Origin of the sequence: Streptomyces sp. NPDC057900, assembly GCF_042887885.1 — a bacterium.
Taxonomy (GTDB): Bacteria; Actinomycetota; Actinomycetes; order Streptomycetales; family Streptomycetaceae; genus Streptomyces.
This window is the reverse complement of record NZ_JBHVOI010000004.1, coordinates 121,274-140,745: the sequence shown is the minus strand read 5'-3', so window position 1 is coordinate 140,745 and position 19,472 is coordinate 121,274. Positions and strand designations below refer to the sequence as shown.

The following is a 19,472-nucleotide window of genomic DNA, read 5'->3' as shown; positions in this document are numbered from 1 at the left end:
CCTCCCCGAACTCACCTCGTTCATACGGCATTCACCGCCCTCCACCACGGTGGACGGGTACGCGGATCTCGTCCCGTCCACCACCTCCCGGGGAGCGCCCATGCCAGAACCGACTCCGGTACCGATGACCGCACCACGTCCCGTGGACCGCCCGATCGCCAGGCGTGGCCTTCTCGTCGGGACGGCCGCCACCGCCCTAACGTTGGGGACCGTGAGCTTCGCCGCCGCCGACGAGGGCGGCACCCGGTCCAGCACCGTGCGCGGCGTCCTGCCGCCCGGGTCCCCCGACTATGTGTACCTGCCGGTCGACGTCCCGCGCGGGGTCGCGGAGATCGCCGTCTCGTACACGTACGAGAAGACGCCCGTACCGGCCGGGACGCAGGGCAACGCCCTGGACATCGGCATCTTCGACGAGCGCGGTACGGAGCTGGGCGGGCCCGGGTTCCGGGGGTGGTCCGGCGGGGCGCGCTCCGGCTTCTTCATCCGGGGCGACGAGGCGACCCCCGGCTATCTCGCGGGGCCCGTGCGGGCCGGGACCTGGCACATCGCCCTCGGCCCGTACACCGTCGCCCCCGAGGGGCTGCCGTACGAGGTGACGGTCACCCTGCGGTCCGGGCCCACGGCGCCCACGCCGCGCCCCGGGTATCCGCCGGAGCGCGCGAAGGGGCGTGGGCGGGCCTGGTACCGGGGGGACTGCCACCTGCACTCCGTGCACTCGGACGGCGGGCGGGCCCCGGCCGAGATCGCCGCCGGGGCCCGCGCCGCCGGGCTCGACTTCATCAACAGCAGTGACCACAACACCACGTCCGCGCACGGCGCCTGGGGCGGGCTGTGGGGTGACGACCTGCTCGTCCTCACGGGCGAGGAGATCACCACCCGCAACGGCCATGTGCTCGCGATCGCCACGGAGCCGGGCACGTTCGTCGACTGGCGCTACCGGGCCAGGGACAACCGCTTCGGGCGCTACGCGAAGGCGGTCCGGCGGGCCGGCGGCCTGGTCGTGCCCGCCCACCCGCACGCCACCTGCATCGGCTGCCACTGGAAGTTCGGCCTCGGCGAGGCGGACGCGGTGGAGGTCTGGAACGGGGCCTACACCCCGGAGGACGAGATCGCCCTGGCCGAGTGGGACAACTCCCTGGTGGCTGCCGCCCGTTCGTCGAAGCCGTGGATTCCGGCGATGGGCAACAGCGACGCGCACCGGGAGCCGGACCGGATCGGGCTCCCGCAGACCGTCGTCCTGGCCGAGGAGCTGTCCCGCGAGGCGATCGTGGCGGGCATCCGGGCCGGGCGCTCCTACCTCGCGGAGTCGTCCGCCGTGAGCCTCTCCTTCGGCGCCTCGGACGGGCGCGGGCACCACGCCGGGATCGGTGAGCGGCTGCGCGCCCCGGGGGACGACACCCCGGTCACCGTACGGCTGGAGGTCACGGGCGCCCCGGACTGCACCGCGCACTTCGTCACCGACCAGGGCACGCTGTTCACCGCGACGCTCCCGAAGTCGGGGACGGGGACGGCGCAGTGGCGTACGACGCCCGCGAACGCCGCCTACGTGCGGGCCGAGGTCCGGCATCCGGCGACGGTACCGGGGCTGCCCGGAGCGTTGGCGGCGCTGACCAACCCGGTGTTCCTGGAGGGCTGAGGCCGCGCCGCCCCCGGATCAGGTGGTGCTCTCCTGCACCTTGGACCACGCCGCCTTCGGGGTGTACACGGTGTTCCTCGGCTTGGCCGCCGCGGCGGGTGTCCTCAGGTCCGAGCTGTCCCAGGTGGACCGGGCGGTGTACCGGACCGGCCCGGCCGCCGGGGTCAGGCCGAGGGCGGTCAGGTCCGACTGCGGATCGGTGGTGCGGCTGTACAGGCCGCCCGCCGAGACCGCCCCGCCGCGCTGGAACCCCAGGGCCGCCGGAGCCTGGTTCGTGGCGAAGAAGTACGCCTCGCCGCCGATCGTGAAGGCTCCCCGGGTGGTGTTGTGGATCTGTCCCGCGTCCTGGATCAGCGACGTCATGCCGAAGGTGTCGTCACCCTGGTCGCTGATCGTGCCGTCCGCGTTGACCACCCACAGCTCCCAGTACTGGAGCTCGCTCCCGTTGGCCGTCCCGCCGGCGGCCGACACATAGGCGTCCAGTCCGGGGCCGTCGATCGGTGCCCAGCCCTGGCCGGTGTGCCGCTCCACGGCGAACTGCCTGGTCACCTGCTGGATGATCACGCCTTGCTGCGGGTTGGCGAGCTGCCATTCCCGTACCCGGGAGAAGTTGCCGCAGACCCCTTCCTCGTTGTAGGCGCCCTGGACCGGGGCGGCGAGGACCGGGGCGGGCCCGCCGGTGGCCGGGGCGCGCTGCACGGCGTGGTCGTGCGCGGCGGTCGCGGTGCTGCGCTGCACCCCGGTCTCGGCGTCGTCGTGCGCGTGCGGTGCGGCCATGACGCGGTGCGCGTTGGCCTCCGCCGCCCGCTCGAAGCGGTCGGAGGGGTCCGAGACCTTCAGCCCGGTCCCGTTGTCCGTGCCCGCCACCGGGCCCGAGCGCTGCTGGACCACATGGGTCAGTTCGTGGGCGAGGGTGTGCGCGTCGGTCGTCGCGCCGCCCAGCACGATGTGACTGCCGGACGTGTACGCGCGGGCGCCGATCTCGGCGGCGGAGCGCTGGGCGGTGGCGTCCGTGTGCAGCCGGACGTCGGAGAAGTCCGTGCCGAACCTGGCCTCCATGTCCTCGCGCACCGGCCGGTCGAGCGGGCGGCCCGTCGTGCCCAGCACATCGTGCACCGCGGAGCGCTGCACGGGCTGCTCCGGGCCCCGGCCCGCGTCCGCTTCGCGGTCCCGCTCCCGGTCCGCGAGCATCCGGGCGACGGCCGCGTTGCCCACCGTCCGCTGGAGCACCGACAGCTCCGCCGGGCCCCCCGGCGCCGCGACCGGCCCCGGCGGACGGTCGGACTCCTGGTCCCGCCCCCGCGGGCGCCCGGCGCGGGTGGTGCGGCGTTCCTGCTCGTGCACGGTGCCTCCAGCCATCGGTCCCTGCCATTGATACCGCGTCCCGCCCGCCCGGCCAAGGGTCCCCGGGGGTGGTCACGGGGCACCGCCACTGCACTCCTCGGACACCGGCCGCCCGGCCGCCCGCCCGCTATTCAGGCACGGCAGGCATGGCCGGTGCGGCGGTCCGCGCGCGGTCCGGGGCGGGTGGTGCGAGGGTGCGGAACCGCTGGGCGCAGGAACGCCGTTGGGCCACCGCCAGTCCGGCGATCACCGTGCCGAGCACCAGCCACCCCGCCGGTCCGGCGGCCATCACCACGCCGGTCAGCAGCGGGGGCCCGGCGGACTTCTGGATGGACTGCGACATGCCCGCCACCCCGAGGTAGGCGGCCCGCGACTCCGGGGGCGCCAGCAGGACGGCCAGCTCCCACGAGCTCACGGAGCGCATCAGCTCCGCCAGCGTCACCAGCACCGCCGCGCCGAGCAGGACCGCCGCGGCCGTCCACGTCCCGCACCGGACGGCCCCGGCCAGGAGCGCGCAGCACGCGAACATCAGGCCGCCGTACAGCAGCAGCGTCCGGACCGTCCGGTGCGGGCCCTCGGCCCTTCTGGACACGGTCAGTTGGAGCACGACGACCAGCACGGTGTTGATGACCAGGAAGGCCGGTACGAGCGCGTGCGGCGCGGAGGTGCGGTTGACCAGCCACAGCGGCAGTCCGACGCCGAGGACGGAGTCGTCGAGGTTCATCGGGATGTCGAGCAGGACGAATCTGAGGTAACCACGGTCCCGCCAGGGGCTCTTCGGCCGGTCGGGGGTACGCCCTGCGGCGGACGTAGACACGGCCTCGGGCCCCGCCGCCGACCGCGCCACCTCGACCGACGCCTCCCGCAGCTCGCCGGTGCGCCACACCAGCACCGCCGCCACGACGAACGACAGCGCGTTGCCGAGGATCAGGGCGCGATAGGCGCCCGTGGTGCCCACGGCCAGCCCGACGGCCGCGATCCCGGCACCGACCCCGTACCCCGCGTTGGCCGCGCTGCGCGACAACGCCTGGTACGCGGAGCGCTGTTCGCCCGCCGCGCGGGTGGCGAACAGCATCTCCAGCGTCTTGGCCGCCCTGTCCCCCAGGTAGGTCGCGGCGACGACGGGCAGCAGCGCCTCGAACCCCGGACACAGCAGCACCAGGGTCAGGGTCACCAGCCGCAGCAGATGGCAGCCGATCAGCAGCGGACGCAGCGGGAAGCGTCCGGCCAGCCGCCCGGCCAGCGGTGAACCGGCGATGCCCGCCACCCCGGCCACGCCCAGCAGCACCCCGATCTGCTGGGCGCTGAGATGCGTCACGAAGGTGAGGTACAGGACCGAGGACGCGGCCCACAGCCCCGATCCGGTGCGGTCGACCGACAGGGCGAGCAGCATGATCCGGGCGTTACGGCCGCCCGGCGGGTTACGCAGCTGCGCCAGCAGCCCCGGCCCACGCCTCTCGTCTTCGCCCTTGGCCTTCGTGGCGCGTCGCACCGCCCCACCCCCGAATCTCTCCACGGCTCAGCAGACCGGGGAAGCCTGTCGCGAATTAATCTCGATGTCAAGATACTTGATGACGAGAGACTCTGGCCGGCCCTCCTCGCGGTCCGTGGAAACGATGCCCGTGGAAACGACGTCCGTGGGAACGAATCGGCTGTCCGGCTCCTCTGTGGGGTGACGCGAAACCCGTCACCGCCGCCCACCGCCCTCCGGAGGAGCCCCGTGATCCCCGACCGCCTGCTGCCCACCCGCCGCACCGCCGCCCTCGCCGTCGCCGGTGTGCTCACCGCCGACGGACTGCTGCACGTGTTCTGGTCCACCGGCCGCACCTGGCCCGCCCGGGACCCCGCCGCCCTCTCGTACGCGGTGCTCGGCATCGACGCCCCGTTCACCCCGCCGGTCGTACTGCCGCTGGCCGCCGTCCTGTTCGGCGGAGCGGCGCTGGTCACCGCCCGCGCCCGGCTGGGCCGCGCGCACCGGCTCGGGCGGCTGCTCCAGGCCGGGACGCTCGCGGTCGCCGGCGGTATGGCGCTGCGCGCGCTGGCCGGGCTCGGCTGGGCGGCGGGGCTGCGCACCGGGCTGGACGCCGGGGCGGGCGACACCTTCCGTCTGCTCAACTGGTCCCTGTACACGCCCCTTTGCCTGGTGCTCGCGGCAGCCGCGCTCCGGGTCGCGGCCAGGGAGGAAGCGTCGATCCGTGCCCGATGACGACGTCCGCGACCGCGCGGTGCGACTCGTGGTGGCCGCCCGGCGCGGCGACACGATCGCCATGAACGAGCTCCTGGACCTCCTCACCCCGTACGTGGGCCGCATCTGCGCCCCGATCGCGCTCACCGACGGGCCGGACGCCGTTCAGGAGACCCTGGTCGCCGTCTTCCGGGGGCTGCGCTCGCTCAAGGAGCCGGCCGCGCTGTACGGCTGGGTGCGGTCCATCGCCTGCCGGGAGGCGGTCCGGGTCGCCCGGCGCACCACCAGGTCCGTGCCCGCGGACCTCGGCACGCTTCCCCAGCGCGGCGATCCGCAGCTCGCCGCCGACATCGGTGACGTGCTCACCCGGCTCTCGCCCGAGCACCGGGCCGTGCTCGTGCTGCGCGATGTCGAGGGGCTCGACGAGCAGTCCGCGGCGGCCCTGCTCGGTCTGCGCGTGGGCACCGTCAAGTCCCGTCTGTCCCGGGCCCGGGACTCCTTCCGGAAGGCATGGACGTCATGACCGACAGCCCGCTCCCCCAGTGGCCCGACGCCGCCCCCCTGGACCCGGTCCGCCGGCTGCACGCCCTCGCGGCCGGGGTGCGCGGCGCCCGGGTCAGCACCCGAGAGATCCCCGCCCCCCGCACCGCCGTCGAGCCCCTCATCGCCGACATCGGCGGCGAACTGGCCCTCCTCGTACCGGACATGAGGCGGCTGCGGCTCACCCGTGCCGAGGGCGACCGGGTCGAGGCGGTGGCCCGCAGCCGGTTCGGGATGCACGCCCGCTTCCACGGGGTGCGGCGGCCCGGCTGGCTCTGGTTGCAGAGCCGCTTCGTCCTGATCGGCATCGCGGCCACCCCGTCCGCGACCACCCCCGGCCACACCCTGGTCGCCTTCACGGGCGGGGTGCGCGTCCCGGGCCGGGCGGCGCTGGTCCCGGTCGGCGTGGGGCGGGCGGGCCGGCGGGTGCTGGAACGGCTGGACGCCCGCCTCGCCCCGGAGAGGGGCTGAGACGGGCGGGCGTACCAAACGCCAGCCGGTCTCAGCCCGGCCAGACGATCGCCTGGAGTTCGCTGTAGGCGTGCAGGGCGTACGAGCCGACGTCGCGTCCCACCCCGCTGCGCTTGAACCCGCCGAACGGGGCCTCCATGTTCCGGCCGATGGTGTTCACGCCGACCCCGCCCGCGCGCAGTCCGCGGGCGACGCGGAAGGCGCGGGCCACATCGCCGGACCAGACGTAGTCGATCAGTCCGTAGTCGCTGTCGTTGGCCAGCGCGATGCCCTCCTCCTCATCGTCGAAGGGGACGACCACCACGACCGGGCCGAAGATCTCCTCCCGCACCACCCGCATGTCGTTGGTGCAGTCGGCCAGCAGCGTCGGCGCCACGTAGAAGCCGCGGCCGGTCGGGTCCGGGCGGTCGCCGCCCGTGACGATCCGGGCGCCCTCCTTGCGGCCCAGCTCGACGTACGACTCGACGCGGTCCCGGTGGGCGGCGGAGATGACCGGTCCGACGACCGTGCCCTTCGCCGTCGGGTCCCCGACCGTCAGATACCCGGCGTACGCCGTGAGCTTCTCGACCAGGGCGTCGTGCGCCGCCCGCTGGACCAGGACGCGGGTCGGAGCCGTACAGATCTGACCGCTGTAGAACGAGAACGTGGTGCCGATGCCCGCCACCGCCGAGTCGAGGTCGGCGTCGTCGAGGACCACGGCGGCGCCCTTGCCGCCCAGCTCCATCAGCTGCCGTTTCATGGACCGGCCGCAGACCTCCGCGATGCGCTGCCCGACCGAGGTGGAGCCGGTGAAGCTGACCATGTCGACATCGGGCGAGTCCACGGCGGCCTCGCCCACCTCCGCCCCCGAGCCGCTGATCACGTTGACGACGCCCGGCGGAACACCGGCCTCCGCGAGCGCCTCGGCCATCCGGTAGACGGAGAGCGGGTCCTGCGGCGCGGGTTTCACGACGACCGTGTTGCCCATCGCGAGCGCCGGGGCGATCTTGCCCGCCGGGTTGGCCCAGGGGTTGTTGTACGAGGTGACGCAGGTGACGACGCCCACCGGCTGGCGGATCGCGAGCGCCCCGAAGATCCCGGCCCGGCCCATCGGGCCGGCCTCGTTGATCTGCGGCGGGACCGCCTCCTCCGCCGGTTCCAGGGCGCCCTTCGCGTACCGCCGGAACCGGGCGGCGCCCACCGCCACCTGCATTCCGCGCGCGGTGCCGGTGGTGGCGCCGCTCTCCGCCTGGGCGAGCGCGGCGTTGGCGGTGAAGTCGCGCTGCATCAGGTCGGCGGCGCGGTCGAGGATCACCGAGCGGTCCTCCGGGCGGGTGCGGGACCAGGCGGCGAACGCCTCGCGGGCCGCCGCGGCGGCCTCGTACACCTGCGCACGGCTCGCCTCCGGGGCGAGGCCGACGACGTCCTCCGTGGCCGGGTTGATCACCTCGTAGTGGCCGTTCGCGGGCTCGGTCCACTCGCCGCCGATGAAGAGGCGCTGGGGTGTCGTGGTCACTGCGTGCTCACCGTCCGGGTGTCGCGTCCGGAGCGCAGCACCGTGCCGGGGACCGCGCCGGTCACCTTGTCGTCGCGCAGCGTCTCCACCCCGTTGACCCGGACCGACACGATGCCGAGGGCCTTGGAGTCGAGCCGGGGGCTGTCGCCGGGCAGGTCGTGGACGAGGGTGGCCGGGCCCGCGTCGATGCGTTCGGGGTCGAAGAGCACCAGGTCGGCGTGGTAGCCCTCGGCGATCCGGCCCCGGTCGCGCAGGCCGAAGAGGCGCGCGGGGTCGTCGGTGAGCATCTTGACGGCCCGCTCCAGGGGTACGAGCTTGCGGCCGCGCAGGCAGTCACCGATGAACCGGGTGGTGTACGGGGCTCCGCACATCCGGTCCAGGTGGGCGCCCGCGTCGGAGCCGCCGAGCATGACGTCCTCGTGCTCCCAGGTCCGCTGCCGCAGCGCCCAGGAGTCGGGGTCGTTGTCGGTGGGCATCGGCCACAGGACCGTACGCAGCTGGTCGGCCGCGCAGATCTCGACGAGGCATGCGAAGGGGTCCTGGCCGCGTTCGGCGGCGATGTCGTTGACGACCCGGCCGCTGAGGCCCTCGTTGGCGGCGCTGTAGGTGTCCCCGATGACGTACCGGCCGAAGTTCGCGAGGCGGCGGAAGACGCCGGCCTCCTTGCTGTTGGCGCGGCGCAGCATCTCGGCGCGGGTGTCCGCGTCGCGGAGCCGCTCGATGCGTTCGGGGACGGGCAGGGCGAGGATGTCGCCCCAGCCGGGGATCAGGTTGAGGGCGCAGAACGTGCCGAGCGACATGTTCATCGGGGTCAGGATCGGCATCGTGAGCGCGACGATCCGGCCGCCCGCGCGGCGGGCGCGTTCGCTGGGGACCAGCTGGCGCGGTACGCGTTCGGGGACGGCGGCGTCGATGGTCAGGACGTTCCAGTTGAGCGGGCGTCCGGCGGCCGCCGTCATGTCGACGAACAGCTCGATCTCGTCGTCGGAGAACTGGTCGAGGCAGCCCGCCACGATCGCCTCGATCTGGGTGCCCTCGTGCTCACCGACCGCGCGGGACAGCGCGAGGAGTTCCTCGGGCAGCGCGTGCCGGGAGGCGACCGGCTGCCCGTCGCCGTCGGCGTGGGTGGAGGACTGGGTGGTGGACAGGCCCCACGCCCCGGCGTCCATCGCGTCGTGGAACAGGGCCAGCATGGCGTCGAGTTGGGCGGGGGTCGGCTGTCCGCCGACCGCGTCCGCGCCCATGACGTGCCGGCGCAGCGCGCAGTGCCCGACCATGAACCCGGCGTTGACGGCGATCCGCCCGTCGAGCGCGTCGAGGTACTCGCGGAAGCTGGACCAGGTCCAGTCCACGCCCTCCTCCAGCGCCTTGAGCGCCATGCCCTCGACCCGCGACATCATGCGCCGGGTGTAGTCGGCGTCCTCCGGGCGGTCCGGGTGGAGCGGGGCGAGGGTGAACCCGCAGTTGCCCCCGGCGACGGTGGTCACGCCGTGGTTCATCGACGGGGTGGCGTACGGGTCCCAGAAGAGCTGGGCGTCGTAGTGGGTGTGCGGGTCGACGAACCCGGGCGCGAGGACGAGCCCGGTGGCGTCCTCGGTGGTCGCGGCGGGGCCGGGTGCCGTGCCGGGCTCCGCGATGACGGCGATCCGGCCGTCCCGGATGCCGATGTCCGCGAGGTAGGAGGGCCCGCCGGTGCCGTCCACGACGGTCGCTCCGCGGATGAGGTGGTCGAGCATGACGGGGTCCCTTCCGTGGTGTCCAAACGTGGGTGTGCGCCGGGGTGCGCACGGCCGCGGTACGCACCCCGGCTCGCGGAGCGGCGGTCCGGGAAGACGCCGCCCGCAGATCAAGCCCCTTGGGGTACGGGGGCAGCGCCCCCGCGATGTCACGCCGCGTCGCGGAACCGCGTCGTCCGGTGGACCGGGTCCGTGTCGATCTTCGGGATCACGTGCTCACCGATCAGCTTGATCGAGTTCAGCGTGTCCTCGCGGCTGATCCCGATCGGCAGCCCGAAGCTCAGCTGGTCCGCCCCCGCCCGCTCCCACCGGCGGCACTGCGCCAGCACCTCGTCCGGATCGCCGCAGATCATCAGCTCCTCCGCGATGAGGAGTTCGATGATCTCCTCCGAGTACTCCGGCAGCAGCTCGGGCCACTCCGGGATGCCCTCCGGGCGCGGGAAGGTGTCGTGGTAGCGGAACAGCAGCGACTGGAGGTAGTTCAGCCCGCCGCCCACCGCGATCTCGACGGCCTTCTTGTGGGTCTCGGCGCAGATCGCCGTCGAGGTGACCATCACGTTGTCGTTGACGAAGTCACCGATCGGCTCTGCGTCCTTGACGGCCGTCTTGTAGGACTCGACGACCCACTCCATGTCGGAGACCTTCTGCACGCTGAAGCCCAGCACGCCGAGCCCCTTGCTGCCCGCCATGGCGTACGAGGACGGCGAGCCGGCCGCGTACCACATCGCCGGGTGCGACTTCCCGTACGGCTTGGGCAGGATCTTGCGCGGCGGCAGCGACCAGCTCTTGCCCTGGAAGCCGACGTACTCGTCCTGGAGCCACATCTTGGGGAACTCCCCGATGGTCTCCTCCCACAGCTCCTTGGTGTGGTTCATGTCGGTGATGCCCGGCATGAACCCCAGGATCTCGTGGCTGCCCGCCCCGCGCCCGGAGCCGAATTCGAAGCGCCCCTCGGAGAGGTGGTCCATCATGGCGACCTTCTCGGCCACCTTCACCGGGTGGTTGACCGGGGCGAGCGGGTTGAAGATGCCGGATCCGAGGTGGATGCGGTCCGTGGCGTGGGCGAGGTAGCCCAGGTACACGTCGTTGGCCGAGATGTGCGAGTACTCCTCCAGGAAGTGGTGCTCGGAGGCCCAGGCGTACTTGAAGCCGGACTTGTCCGCCTGGATGACGTACTCGGTCTCCTCGATCAGCGCCTTGTGCTCTGCCCCGGGGTCCGCCTCGGCCCGCGCGGCGGGCACGTACCCCTGTACAAAGAGCCCGAATTCCAAGGGGGTTCACCGTCCTCAATCGTTTCTGACGCATCGTCAGATTCTGATGTGTCCGACTGTTCCACCGACACCACGAGCCGTCAATAGCTGACGCTTCGTCAGCCAGGCTCCGTGGGCGGGTCAGAAGAGACTGACCCCGGCCAGCCACCCGCCGTCGATGACGAACGGCTGCCCGGTGATGTACGAGGACTCGTCCGAGGTCAGGAACAGCGCCAGGGCGGCCACCTCCTCCGGCCGGCCGATCCGGCCGAGCGGGACGAGCTTGCGGTAGAGCGCCTCCACGGCCTCCTTCGACTCCTCCTGGTCGGCGTCCGGGTCCAGCACCGACGGATTGGACATCGCGGTGTCCACGGCTCCGGGGCAGACGGCGTTGACCCTGACCCCCTTCGCCGCCAGCTCCACCGCCGCCACCTTGGTCAGGCCCAGCACGGCGTGCTTGGTCGCGGCGTACGCGCCGACGAACGCCATGCCGGTGAGCCCGGTGTACGAGGAGGTGTTGACGATGGTCCCGCCGCCGGCCGCCACGATCTCGGGCGCGACGGTCCTGATCCCCAGGAAGGCCCCCACCTGATTGACCTGCACCACCTGCTGGAACTCCTCCAGCGGCGTGGACACCAGCTCGTTGAACCGCAGGATGCCCGCGTTGTTGACCAGCCCGTCGATCCGCCCGAAGGCGCCCTTCGCCGCGGCGACCGCCGCCTGCCAGTCCTCCTCCCGGCTCACGTCGAGGTGGACGAAGAGCGCGGTCCCCTCCCCCAGCTCCTTCGCGAGCGCCTCGCCCTGCTCGTCGAGCACATCGGCGATCACCACCCGGGCACCCTCCGCCGCGAAGAGCCGCGCCTCCTGCTCGCCCTGCCCGCGTGCCGCGCCGCTGATCAGCACGGTCCGCCCGTCCAGCTTGCCCATGGCCTGACTCCTACCTGTCGAGGTGAGGTGCGACATCGGCGGCGAACGCCGCCATCTGATCGGTCAGTTCGGCCCTGCTGCGGCTGCGGAAGCGCACCTGGATCTGGTGCACGCCCATCGCCGCGTACTCCCGCAGCGACTCGGCGAGCGCCTCCGGCTTCCCGCTGAGGGTGCGCCGCCCCACGGACCAGTCCGGCTCGCCCACGTACAGCGGCTCCGTGATGGCCCCGACGACGATCGGCTCCGACACCCCAGCGGCCTCCCGCAGCGCGTGCAGCCGGGCGATCTGTTCCGGCAGCTTGCCGCGCGGATCACCCTGCGGCAGCCAGCCGTCCCCCCGCACCGCCGCCCTGCGCACCGCGGCGGGCGAGGAGCCGCCCACCCAGATCGGCACCCGCTCCTGGGCGGGCCTGGGCAGCTGGCCGAGCCCGCTGAAGGAGAACCGCTCCCCCGCGAACTCCGGGTACTCCTCCGGTCCGAGCGCGGCCTTCAGCGCGTCCACGGTCTCGTCGAGCACACCGCCCCGCCCGTCGAAGTCCGCCCCGAGCGCCTCGAACTCCTCGCGCACGTGCCCGGCCCCGACCCCGAGGATCAGCCGGCCGCCGCTCAGGTGGTCGAGGGTCGCGTACTGCTTGGCGGTGGCCAGCGGATGACGGAGTCCGACGACCGCGACATGGCTCATCAGCAGCACGCGCTCGGTGACCCCGGCGAGGAAGCCGAGGGTCGCCACCGGGTCGTACCAGACCGTGCTCATCCCCTCCGCGAGCCGGCGCGGGATGGCGACGTGGTCACAGCTCGCGAGGTACGCGAACCCGGTACGGTCGGCGGTGCGGGCGATCTCGGCGAGGTCCGCCGGGGTGGCCCCGGCCTCCCACGGCTCCGCGTAAATGGCGCTCTGAGACTGGATCGGGAGCTGCATCCCGTACGACAGCGGCCCGGCGGGCAGTATCGGCACCGTCCGGCCTCCTTCCCCTGGACCAGATCTGACGCACCGTCACTTAACGACGCGCGGGGCCATCGTCGTACCTGACGCTGCATCAGACAAGGGGCGGGGCGAACCCGTCCGCCGGCGCCCGCCCGCTCGCACCGCCGCCGCCAGCAGCACCAGCGCACCCGTCGCGAACACCGCGTTGCCGATGAGACCGGTCGTGCGGGACACATCGAGGTACCGCACCTGCTCGAACCCCACCCAGGCGTAGGTGAGCAGCGCGCCCCCGGCGAGCCCGAGCCGGTGCGCCCCGGTCCACCCCGGCCCGCGCGCCCACCGCACGCCCGGCACCAGGACCGCCGCCACCAGCAGCGCCCAGCCGAGCACGGGCACCGCCGCGGGCACCCCGTCCGGCAGGTACTCCCGCCCCCAGTACGCGCTCGTGGCGGCGAAGGACAGCGCGCCGACCACCCAGGGCGCGGGCGGCGTGCGCCCGGCGGTGTGACGCGCTCCCGGCGCCCGGCACCGGAAGGCGGCGGCGATCAGCAGCGCGATGAGCACGCCCGCCGAGGCGAACTGCGCGGGCGTGGCCACGAAGTCCTCGGACTCCACCTGGGCCAGGGCCAGGAAGCCGGAGCCGGCGGTGAACACGAGGACGGTCACGGAGAGGCCGGGGAGCCCGAGCCAGGGGCGGGTGCGGTCACCGTCACGGGCGAAGGCCTCGACGAGGGCGATGGGCACACAGATGCTCCACACGGTGTGCAGCGTCAGCACGTCCTGGAGCAGCTGGACGCCGGTGTCCAGCAGCGGCACCCTGGCTCCCGCGTACGCGGCCCCCAGGTCGAAGCCGCCGTAGTGCGGGTTCCACAGCATCTGGTCGACCGGGCCCTCCTCGATCAGCGCGTACGCCGCGCCGAGCAGGATCATGGTGGGCCAGCCGCGCCCGGCACGGCGGGCCGTCTCCCGGACCAGCAGCGCGCCGCCCCCGTACAGCGGCGCGAGCAGGAACACCGAGGGCAGCGCCGTGATCGGCTGGTTGCCCAGCAGGAACTCCCCGATCAGCGGCGCCAGCAGGAAGAGGCCGAGCGCGGAGCGGATGCGGTGGTGGTGTGCGCGTGCGGAGGCCATGGATCCGATGCTGGGCCGGACACCCGGCGGCGGGCATCGGCCGATGGGCCAGGACCGCCGGACGAAAGTATCCGGACGGGGGGACGAAGGTCGCGGCGGGCCCCGCCCCGCGCGACGGCCGGGTTCGGGGGCGTGCAGGGGAGTCCCCGCGGGACGACGAACACAGACCCGGGTACGCGACGCGGCCCCGCCGCACGTTCGTCGTCCGAGGAGTCTCCCCGGAGGGCCCCCGAACCCCCACCCACCGGGCCAGGCGCACCCGCACAGGCGGGGCCCCCGCGCCAAGCCCGTCTCACTTGCGGTACAGCTCCTCGATCTCCGCCGCGAAGTCCCGGCTGATCGCGTCCCGCTTCAGCTTCAGCGACGGGGTCAGATGGCCGCGCTCCTCGGTGAAGTCCACCGGGAGCACGGTGAACTTCCGGATCGACTCGGCGCGGGAGACGAGCCGGTTGGCCTCGTCGACCGCGCGTTGCAGCGCGGTGTGCAGTTCCTCGTCGTGGATCAGTTCGCGCACCGGGACGCCCTCCTTCTTCCGCATCCGGCGCCAGTGGGCGAGCCCGTCCGGCTCCAGGGTGATCAGGGCGGTGACGAAGGAGCGGTTGTCGCCGACCACCATGCACTGGCTGACCAGCGGATGGGCGCGCAGCCAGTCCTCCAGCGGGGCCGGGGTGACGTTCTTGCCGCCGGAGGTGATGATGATGTCCTTCTTGCGGCCGGTGATCGTGAGGTAGCCGTCCGCGTCGAGCGCGCCCAGGTCCCCGGTGGCGAACCAGCCGCCGTCGAGCGCGGGCACGGCCTCGCCGCGCTCCGCGTCCCAGTAGCCCTGGAACACCTGGCCGCCGCTGAGCAGCACCTCGCCGTCCGGTGCGATGCGGACGGCGGTGCCCGGCAGCGGCCAGCCGACCGTGCCCAGCCTCGGCCGCAGCGGCGGGGTCACGGTGGCGGCCGCGGTGGTCTCCGTCAGTCCGTAGCCCTCGAAGATCTCGATGCCCGCGCCCGCGTAGAAGGCGGCGAGCCGGCTGCCGAGCGGGGAGCCGCCGCAGATCGCGTACCGGACCTGGCCGCCGAGCGCGGCCCGGATACGGCGGTAGACCAACGGGTCGTAGAGCGCGCGGGCCGCCCGCAGGCCGATTCCGGGGCCCGGTCCGGTGCCGTGTTCCGCGGCCTCGACGGCCTGGCCGTAGCGCTGGGCGATCCGGGCGGCCCGGTCGAAGGACGAGGCGCGGCCCATCTTCTCGGCGGTGGCCCGGCCGATGTTGTAGACCTTCTCCAGGACGTACGGGATCGCCAGCAGGAACGACGGTCTGAAACCGGCCAGGTCCGCGAGCAGGTCCTCGGTCCGGATGGACGGGGCGTGGCCGAGCCGGACCCTCGCGCGCAGGCAGCCGATCGCGACCATCCGGCCGAAGACGTGCGACAGCGGCAGGAACAGCAGGGTGGACGCGGGGTACTTGCTGACCGATTTGAACACCGGGTGCAGCAGCTCGATGGCGTTGTCGACCTCGGCGTAGAAGTTGCCGTGGGTCAGCACACAGCCCTTGGGGCGGCCGGTGGTGCCGGAGGTGTAGATGAGGGTGGCGGGGGTCTCGGGTTCCAGGGTGGCGCGGCGGGCCGCCACGGCGTCGTCGGGGACGTCCCGGCCGGCCGTCTTCAGCCGCCCCAGCACGCCCGTGTCGAACTGCCAGAGGTGGGCGAGGCCGCCGAGCTGCTTGCGTTCCTGGCTGATGAGGCGGCCCTGCTCCGCCGTCTCGACCGCGCAGGCGGCGGCGCCCGAGTCCTGGAGTATCCAGCGGGCCTGGAAGGCGGAGGAGGTCGGGTAGATGGGGACGGTGACCAGCCCCGCGGCCCACGCCGCGAAGTCGAGCAGCGTCCACTCGTAGGTCGTACGGGCCATGATCGCGATGCGGTCGCCGCCCCGCAGCCCCTCCGCGATCAGGCCTTTGGCGACGGCGAGCACCTCGGCCGCGAACTCCGCCGCCGTCACGTCCTGCCAGCCGCCGTCCGGCTGCTTGCGGCTGAGGACGGCGTCGGCCGGGGCCTCGCGGGCGTTGTCGAAGGGGATCTCCGCGAGCGAGCCGCGCCGGACGGACGGGGCGAACGCCGGTACGGAGACCTGCTGGACGGTGCCGTCGGCGGCCCTGACCTTGGTCGGCTCGACCAGGACGGGCGCGGTGGTGGTGACGGGTGGCGTGGACACGTGCGGCTCCTCGGACATCGGGGTCGGGCGGGCTCTGAACGGGTCGGGACGTGCCTACGTGTGCGGGGGGCGGGTACGCGCCTCCGGTACGGGATTACGCGCACGGGACTACGCGTACGGGGTTACGGGTCAGGCGCGTTCGAGGATCGCCGTGACGCCCTGGCCGCCGGCCGCGCAGATCGAGATCAGCCCCCGTCCCGGGGCGTCCCGTTCCGCGAGGAGCCCCGCGAGGGTGGCGACGATCCGGGCGCCGGTCGCGGCGAACGGGTGGCCGGTGGCGAGCGAGGAGCCGGCCACGTTGAGCTTCTCCCGGTCGACGGGCGCCAGGCCCGCCTTCTCCCAGGCGGCCAGCGTGGCGAGCACCTGGGAGGCGAAGGCCTCATGGACCTCGAAGAGATCGAAGTCCTCGATGCCGAGCCCGGCCCGCTCCAGCAGCCTCGGCACGGCGTACGCGGGCGCCATCAGCAGCCCGTCCCCGCCGCCCACGTAGTCGACGGCGGCCGTCTCGTACAGGGACAGATACGCCTGCGGCTCAAGCCCGTGCCGCTCGGCCCACTCCTCGCTCGCCAGCAGCACCGTCGCGGCGCCGTCCGTGAGCGGGGTGGAGTTGCCCGCGGTCATCGTCGCGTCCGGGTGGTCCGTGCCGAACACCGGTTTCAGGGTGGCGAGTTTCTCCACCGTGGAGCCGGGGCGCAGGTTCTGGTCCCGGTCCAGGCCGAGGTACGGGACGACCAGGTCGTCCAGGAACCCCCGCTCGTAGGCGGCGGCGAGGCGCTGGTGGCTGGTGGCGGCGAGCAGGTCCTGGTCCGCGCGGGCGATGTCCCACTGCCGGGCGGTGACCGCCGCGTGGTCGCCCATCGAGAGACCGGTGCGGGGTTCCGCGTTGCGCGGGATGTCCGGGACGAGATGGCGGGGACGTACGCCCGCGAGGGCCTTCGCCCGGCCGCCCGCCGACTTCGCGCGCCGCGCGGACAGCAGCAGCCTGCGCAGCTCGTCGTTGACGCCGAGGGGCGCGTCGCTGGTGGTGTCCGCGCCGCCCGCGACCGCCGAGTCGACCGCCCCGAGCATGATCTTGTTGGCGGCGGCGATGACGGCCTGGAGGCCGGTGCCGCAGGCCTGCTGGATGTCGTACGCGGGGGTGCGCGGGTCGAGCCGGGAGCCGAGCACGGTCTCCCGGGCCAGGTTGAAGTCCCGGCTGTGCTTGAGGACCGCGCCGGCCGCGAACTCCCCGACGCGCTGCCCCTGGAGGCCGAACCGCTCGACCAGTCCGTCCAGCGCGGCGGTGAGCATCTGCTGGTTGGAGGCCTGCGCGTAGGGCCCGTCGGAGCGGGCGAAGGGGATACGGCTGCCGCCGATGACCGCGACCCTGCGGGGCTGCGGGAGTGCGAGGGGGATCAACTCGACCAACTCATCTCGACCAACTCCTGACTCTTGAGTAACCTTACTCTGGAGTAAATCTAAGACCGAGCAGGGAGTCTGGACAATGGCCGACCGCTATCTGCACTTCACCGGCACAGCGACCGGCCGGTTCCTGACCCGGCGGACCGGCCTCCCGCAGCCCGCGCCGCTGCGCCGCTGGTCCCTGGAGACCCCGTCGCTCACCGGCCCCGTCCTCCACCTCACCGCCGGGGACTCCACCGTGACCCACGAGCTCGGCGCGGTCCTCGCCACGACCGGCCTGGAGGTCGCCGCACGCGCCGAACGGCCCGCCGCACTCGTGCTGGACGCCACGGCCGTCGGAACCGCCGCCGCGCTCGGGGCCGTACACGGCGCGCTGCACCCCGTCGTCCGCTCCCTCGCACCGGGCGGCCGCGTCGTCGTCCTCGGCGTGCGGCCGTCCCCGGACGACCACCACCAGGCCGCCGCCCAGCAGGCGTTGGAAGGCTTCGTGCGCTCCCTCGGCAAGGAGCTCGGGAAGGGCTCGACCGCGCAGCTGGTCCGCGTCGTGCCCGGCGCGCTCTCCGGGGCCGAATCCACCCTGCGCTTCCTGCTGTCGCCCCGGTCCGCGTACATCAGCGGCCAGGTCATCGAGGTGACCTCCGCCGCCCCGGACCCGGTCGACGACTGGGCCGCCCCGCTCGCCGGACGCACCGCGCTGGTCACCGGAGCCGCGCGCGGCATCGGCGCCTCGGTCGCCTCGGTGCTCGCCCGGGACGGCGCCCACGTCATCTGCCTGGACGTCCCGCAGGCCCAGGACGACCTGGAGCGCACCGCCGCCCGGCTCGGCGCGACCGCGCTGCCGCTGGACATCACCGCGGCCGACGCGGCCGCCCGGATCACCGCCGCCGCCCCGGACGGCCTCGACGTCCTCGTCCACAACGCGGGCATCACCCGCGACCGGCGGCTCGCCAACATGCCCGCCGACCGCTGGGCCCCGGTCATCGACGTCAACCTGGACAGCGTCCTGCGCACCACGGACGCGCTGCTGAAGACCGGCACCGTCAACCGGGGCGGCCGGATCGTCGCCACCGCCTCCATCGCGGGCATCGCCGGCAACAACGGCCAGACCAACTACGCGGCGAGCAAGGCGGGCGTCATCGGCCTGGTCCGCTCGCTCGCCCCGCGCGCGGAAGCCGAGCACGGCGTCACCGTCAACGCGGTCGCCCCCGGCTTCATCGAGACGAAGATGACCGCCGCGGTGCCGCTCCTCATCCGCGAGGCGGGCCGCCGGATGAACTCCCTCTCGCAGGGCGGCCTACCGGTCGATGTCGCCGAGACGACCGCCTGGTTCGCCCAGCCCGCCTCCAGTGCCGTCAACGGCCAGGTCGTCCGGGTCTGCGGCCAGAGCCTGCTGGGGGCGTGACCCGGTGCCGAGCCTGATCCTCTCGCTGGCGCGCGGCGCCGCCATGTCCCCGTTCAAACGGCCCGGCCGCCCGGACGCCGTACTGCCGCCCGACCGCGCGACCGCACCGCCCGCACGCCCCGCGGCCGGCCCGCTGGCCGCGTACCGCGCGATCTGCGGTTTCACGGAGCCGGACGCCCTGCCGGTCACCTACCCCCACGTCCTGGCCTTCCCGCTCGCGATGCGGCTGATGACCCGGCGCCGCTTCCCGCTGCCGGTCACCGGACTCGTCCACACCTGGATCGAGATCACCGCCCACCGGTCCCCGCGCCCCACGGACGCGCTCGAACTGACGGTGTACGCATCTGAGTTGAGGCCGCACCGGCGCGGCACAGAGGTCACCGTGGTCACCGAGGCCCGGCTCTCGGGCGAGCTCGTATGGGAGTCCCGCAGCGGCTACCTGTCCCGGCACGCGACACCTACGGACACGCCCCCGGCCCCTACCACCCCCGGACCGGCGCTCCCCGCCGTCGCCGAGTGGCGGCTCCCCGCAGACCTCGGCCGGCGCTATGGCGCTGCGTCGGGCGACCGCAACCCCATCCACCTGTACCCGCTGACGGCACGGCTGTTCGGCTTCCCGCGCGCCATCGCGCACGGCATGTGGACCGTGGCCCGCTGCCTCGCCGAGGCCCCCCGGCCCGACCTGATCCACACGGTACGGGCCGACTTCAGGGCTCCCGTCCTGCTGCCCGGCACCGTCACCTACGCATCCGACGGGACCCGCTTCCAGCTCCGCGGCGGCGACCGCGTCCACCTCACCGGGACGGCCACGCACCGGAGTTGACCGGGACGC

16 protein-coding genes are annotated in these 19,472 nt (G+C 73.5%); 6 read left to right on the top strand and 10 right to left on the bottom strand.

Annotated elements, in window-relative coordinates:
- Nucleotides 1-124: 124 nt before the first annotated feature.
- Nucleotides 125-1,636: a CehA/McbA family metallohydrolase gene (locus ACFVQ0_RS18200; RefSeq protein WP_390089797.1), complete on the top strand. Its 1,512-nt coding sequence runs from the start codon at nt 125-127 to the stop codon at nt 1,634-1,636.
- An 18-nt stretch (nt 1,637-1,654) separates the two neighbouring features.
- Here the strand turns inward: ACFVQ0_RS18200 and ACFVQ0_RS18195 are convergent, their stop codons facing one another.
- Both ACFVQ0_RS18195 and ACFVQ0_RS18190 read right to left on the bottom strand, forming a co-directional pair.
- Nucleotides 1,655-2,980 (bottom strand): DUF4157 domain-containing protein, encoded by a 1,326-nt coding sequence (locus tag ACFVQ0_RS18195; protein WP_390089137.1) that lies wholly within the window; start codon nt 2,978-2,980, stop codon nt 1,655-1,657.
- 127 nt (nt 2,981-3,107) lie between these two features.
- Nucleotides 3,108-4,472, bottom strand: a complete 1,365-nt coding sequence (locus tag ACFVQ0_RS18190) for an MFS transporter (RefSeq protein ID WP_390089135.1) — start codon at nt 4,470-4,472, stop codon at nt 3,108-3,110.
- A 228-nt stretch (nt 4,473-4,700) separates the two neighbouring features.
- Between ACFVQ0_RS18190 and ACFVQ0_RS18185 the strand changes: the two genes are divergently transcribed.
- The 3 genes from ACFVQ0_RS18185 to ACFVQ0_RS18175 are packed head-to-tail and all read left to right on the top strand — an operon-like array spanning nt 4,701 to nt 6,176.
- Nucleotides 4,701-5,186: a DUF3995 domain-containing protein gene (locus tag ACFVQ0_RS18185; protein ID WP_390089133.1), complete on the top strand. Its 486-nt coding sequence runs from the start codon at nt 4,701-4,703 to the stop codon at nt 5,184-5,186.
- On the top strand, nt 5,176-5,688 hold the full coding sequence (locus tag ACFVQ0_RS18180) for an RNA polymerase sigma factor (protein WP_390089131.1): 513 nt from the start codon (nt 5,176-5,178) through the stop codon (nt 5,686-5,688). Before ACFVQ0_RS18185 ends, ACFVQ0_RS18180 begins: the two co-directional genes overlap by 11 nt.
- Nucleotides 5,685-6,176 (top strand): hypothetical protein, encoded by a 492-nt coding sequence (locus tag ACFVQ0_RS18175; RefSeq protein ID WP_390089129.1) that lies wholly within the window; start codon nt 5,685-5,687, stop codon nt 6,174-6,176. Before ACFVQ0_RS18180 ends, ACFVQ0_RS18175 begins: the two co-directional genes overlap by 4 nt.
- A 31-nt stretch (nt 6,177-6,207) precedes the next feature.
- Here the strand turns inward: ACFVQ0_RS18175 and ACFVQ0_RS18170 are convergent, their stop codons facing one another.
- The 8 genes from ACFVQ0_RS18170 to ACFVQ0_RS18135 all read right to left on the bottom strand — a co-directional run bounded on the left by ACFVQ0_RS18170 (nt 6,208) and on the right by ACFVQ0_RS18135 (nt 17,244).
- A complete protein-coding gene (locus ACFVQ0_RS18170; RefSeq protein WP_390089127.1) occupies nt 6,208-7,671 on the bottom strand; it encodes an aldehyde dehydrogenase family protein in 1,464 nt (487 codons plus the stop codon).
- On the bottom strand, nt 7,668-9,407 hold the full coding sequence (locus ACFVQ0_RS18165) for an amidohydrolase family protein (RefSeq protein ID WP_390089125.1): 1,740 nt from the start codon (nt 9,405-9,407) through the stop codon (nt 7,668-7,670). The genes ACFVQ0_RS18170 and ACFVQ0_RS18165 overlap by 4 nt, the downstream gene beginning before the upstream one ends.
- A gap of 149 nt (nt 9,408-9,556) precedes the next feature.
- Complete coding sequence (locus ACFVQ0_RS18160; protein ID WP_390089123.1) at nt 9,557-10,678, bottom strand: LLM class flavin-dependent oxidoreductase; 1,122 nt, start codon at nt 10,676-10,678, stop codon at nt 9,557-9,559.
- A 120-nt stretch (nt 10,679-10,798) separates the two neighbouring features.
- Nucleotides 10,799-11,584, bottom strand: coding sequence for an SDR family NAD(P)-dependent oxidoreductase (locus ACFVQ0_RS18155; RefSeq protein ID WP_390089120.1), 786 nt, complete (start codon nt 11,582-11,584; stop codon nt 10,799-10,801).
- 10 nt (nt 11,585-11,594) lie between these two features.
- Nucleotides 11,595-12,539 carry an LLM class F420-dependent oxidoreductase gene (locus tag ACFVQ0_RS18150; protein ID WP_390089119.1) on the bottom strand — a complete coding sequence of 315 codons (945 nt, stop codon included), beginning with the start codon at nt 12,537-12,539 and terminating at the stop codon, nt 11,595-11,597.
- Between the two features lie 39 nt (nt 12,540-12,578).
- Nucleotides 12,579-13,640 carry a hypothetical protein gene (locus tag ACFVQ0_RS18145; protein WP_390089118.1) on the bottom strand — a complete coding sequence of 354 codons (1,062 nt, stop codon included), beginning with the start codon at nt 13,638-13,640 and terminating at the stop codon, nt 12,579-12,581.
- Between the two features lie 292 nt (nt 13,641-13,932).
- On the bottom strand, nt 13,933-15,855 hold the full coding sequence (locus ACFVQ0_RS18140) for an AMP-dependent synthetase/ligase (RefSeq protein WP_390089116.1): 1,923 nt from the start codon (nt 15,853-15,855) through the stop codon (nt 13,933-13,935).
- A gap of 111 nt (nt 15,856-15,966) precedes the next feature.
- A complete protein-coding gene (locus ACFVQ0_RS18135; protein WP_390089114.1) occupies nt 15,967-17,244 on the bottom strand; it encodes an acetyl-CoA C-acetyltransferase in 1,278 nt (425 codons plus the stop codon).
- A gap of 76 nt (nt 17,245-17,320) precedes the next feature.
- Here ACFVQ0_RS18135 and ACFVQ0_RS18130 point away from each other — a divergent pair, with 76 nt between their 5' ends.
- Complete coding sequence (locus tag ACFVQ0_RS18130) at nt 17,321-18,640, top strand: 3-oxoacyl-ACP reductase (RefSeq protein ID WP_390089112.1); 1,320 nt, start codon at nt 17,321-17,323, stop codon at nt 18,638-18,640.
- 4 nt (nt 18,641-18,644) lie between these two features.
- Complete coding sequence (locus ACFVQ0_RS18125) at nt 18,645-19,463, top strand: MaoC family dehydratase (RefSeq protein ID WP_390089110.1); 819 nt, start codon at nt 18,645-18,647, stop codon at nt 19,461-19,463.
- Nucleotides 19,464-19,472 lie beyond the last annotated feature (9 nt).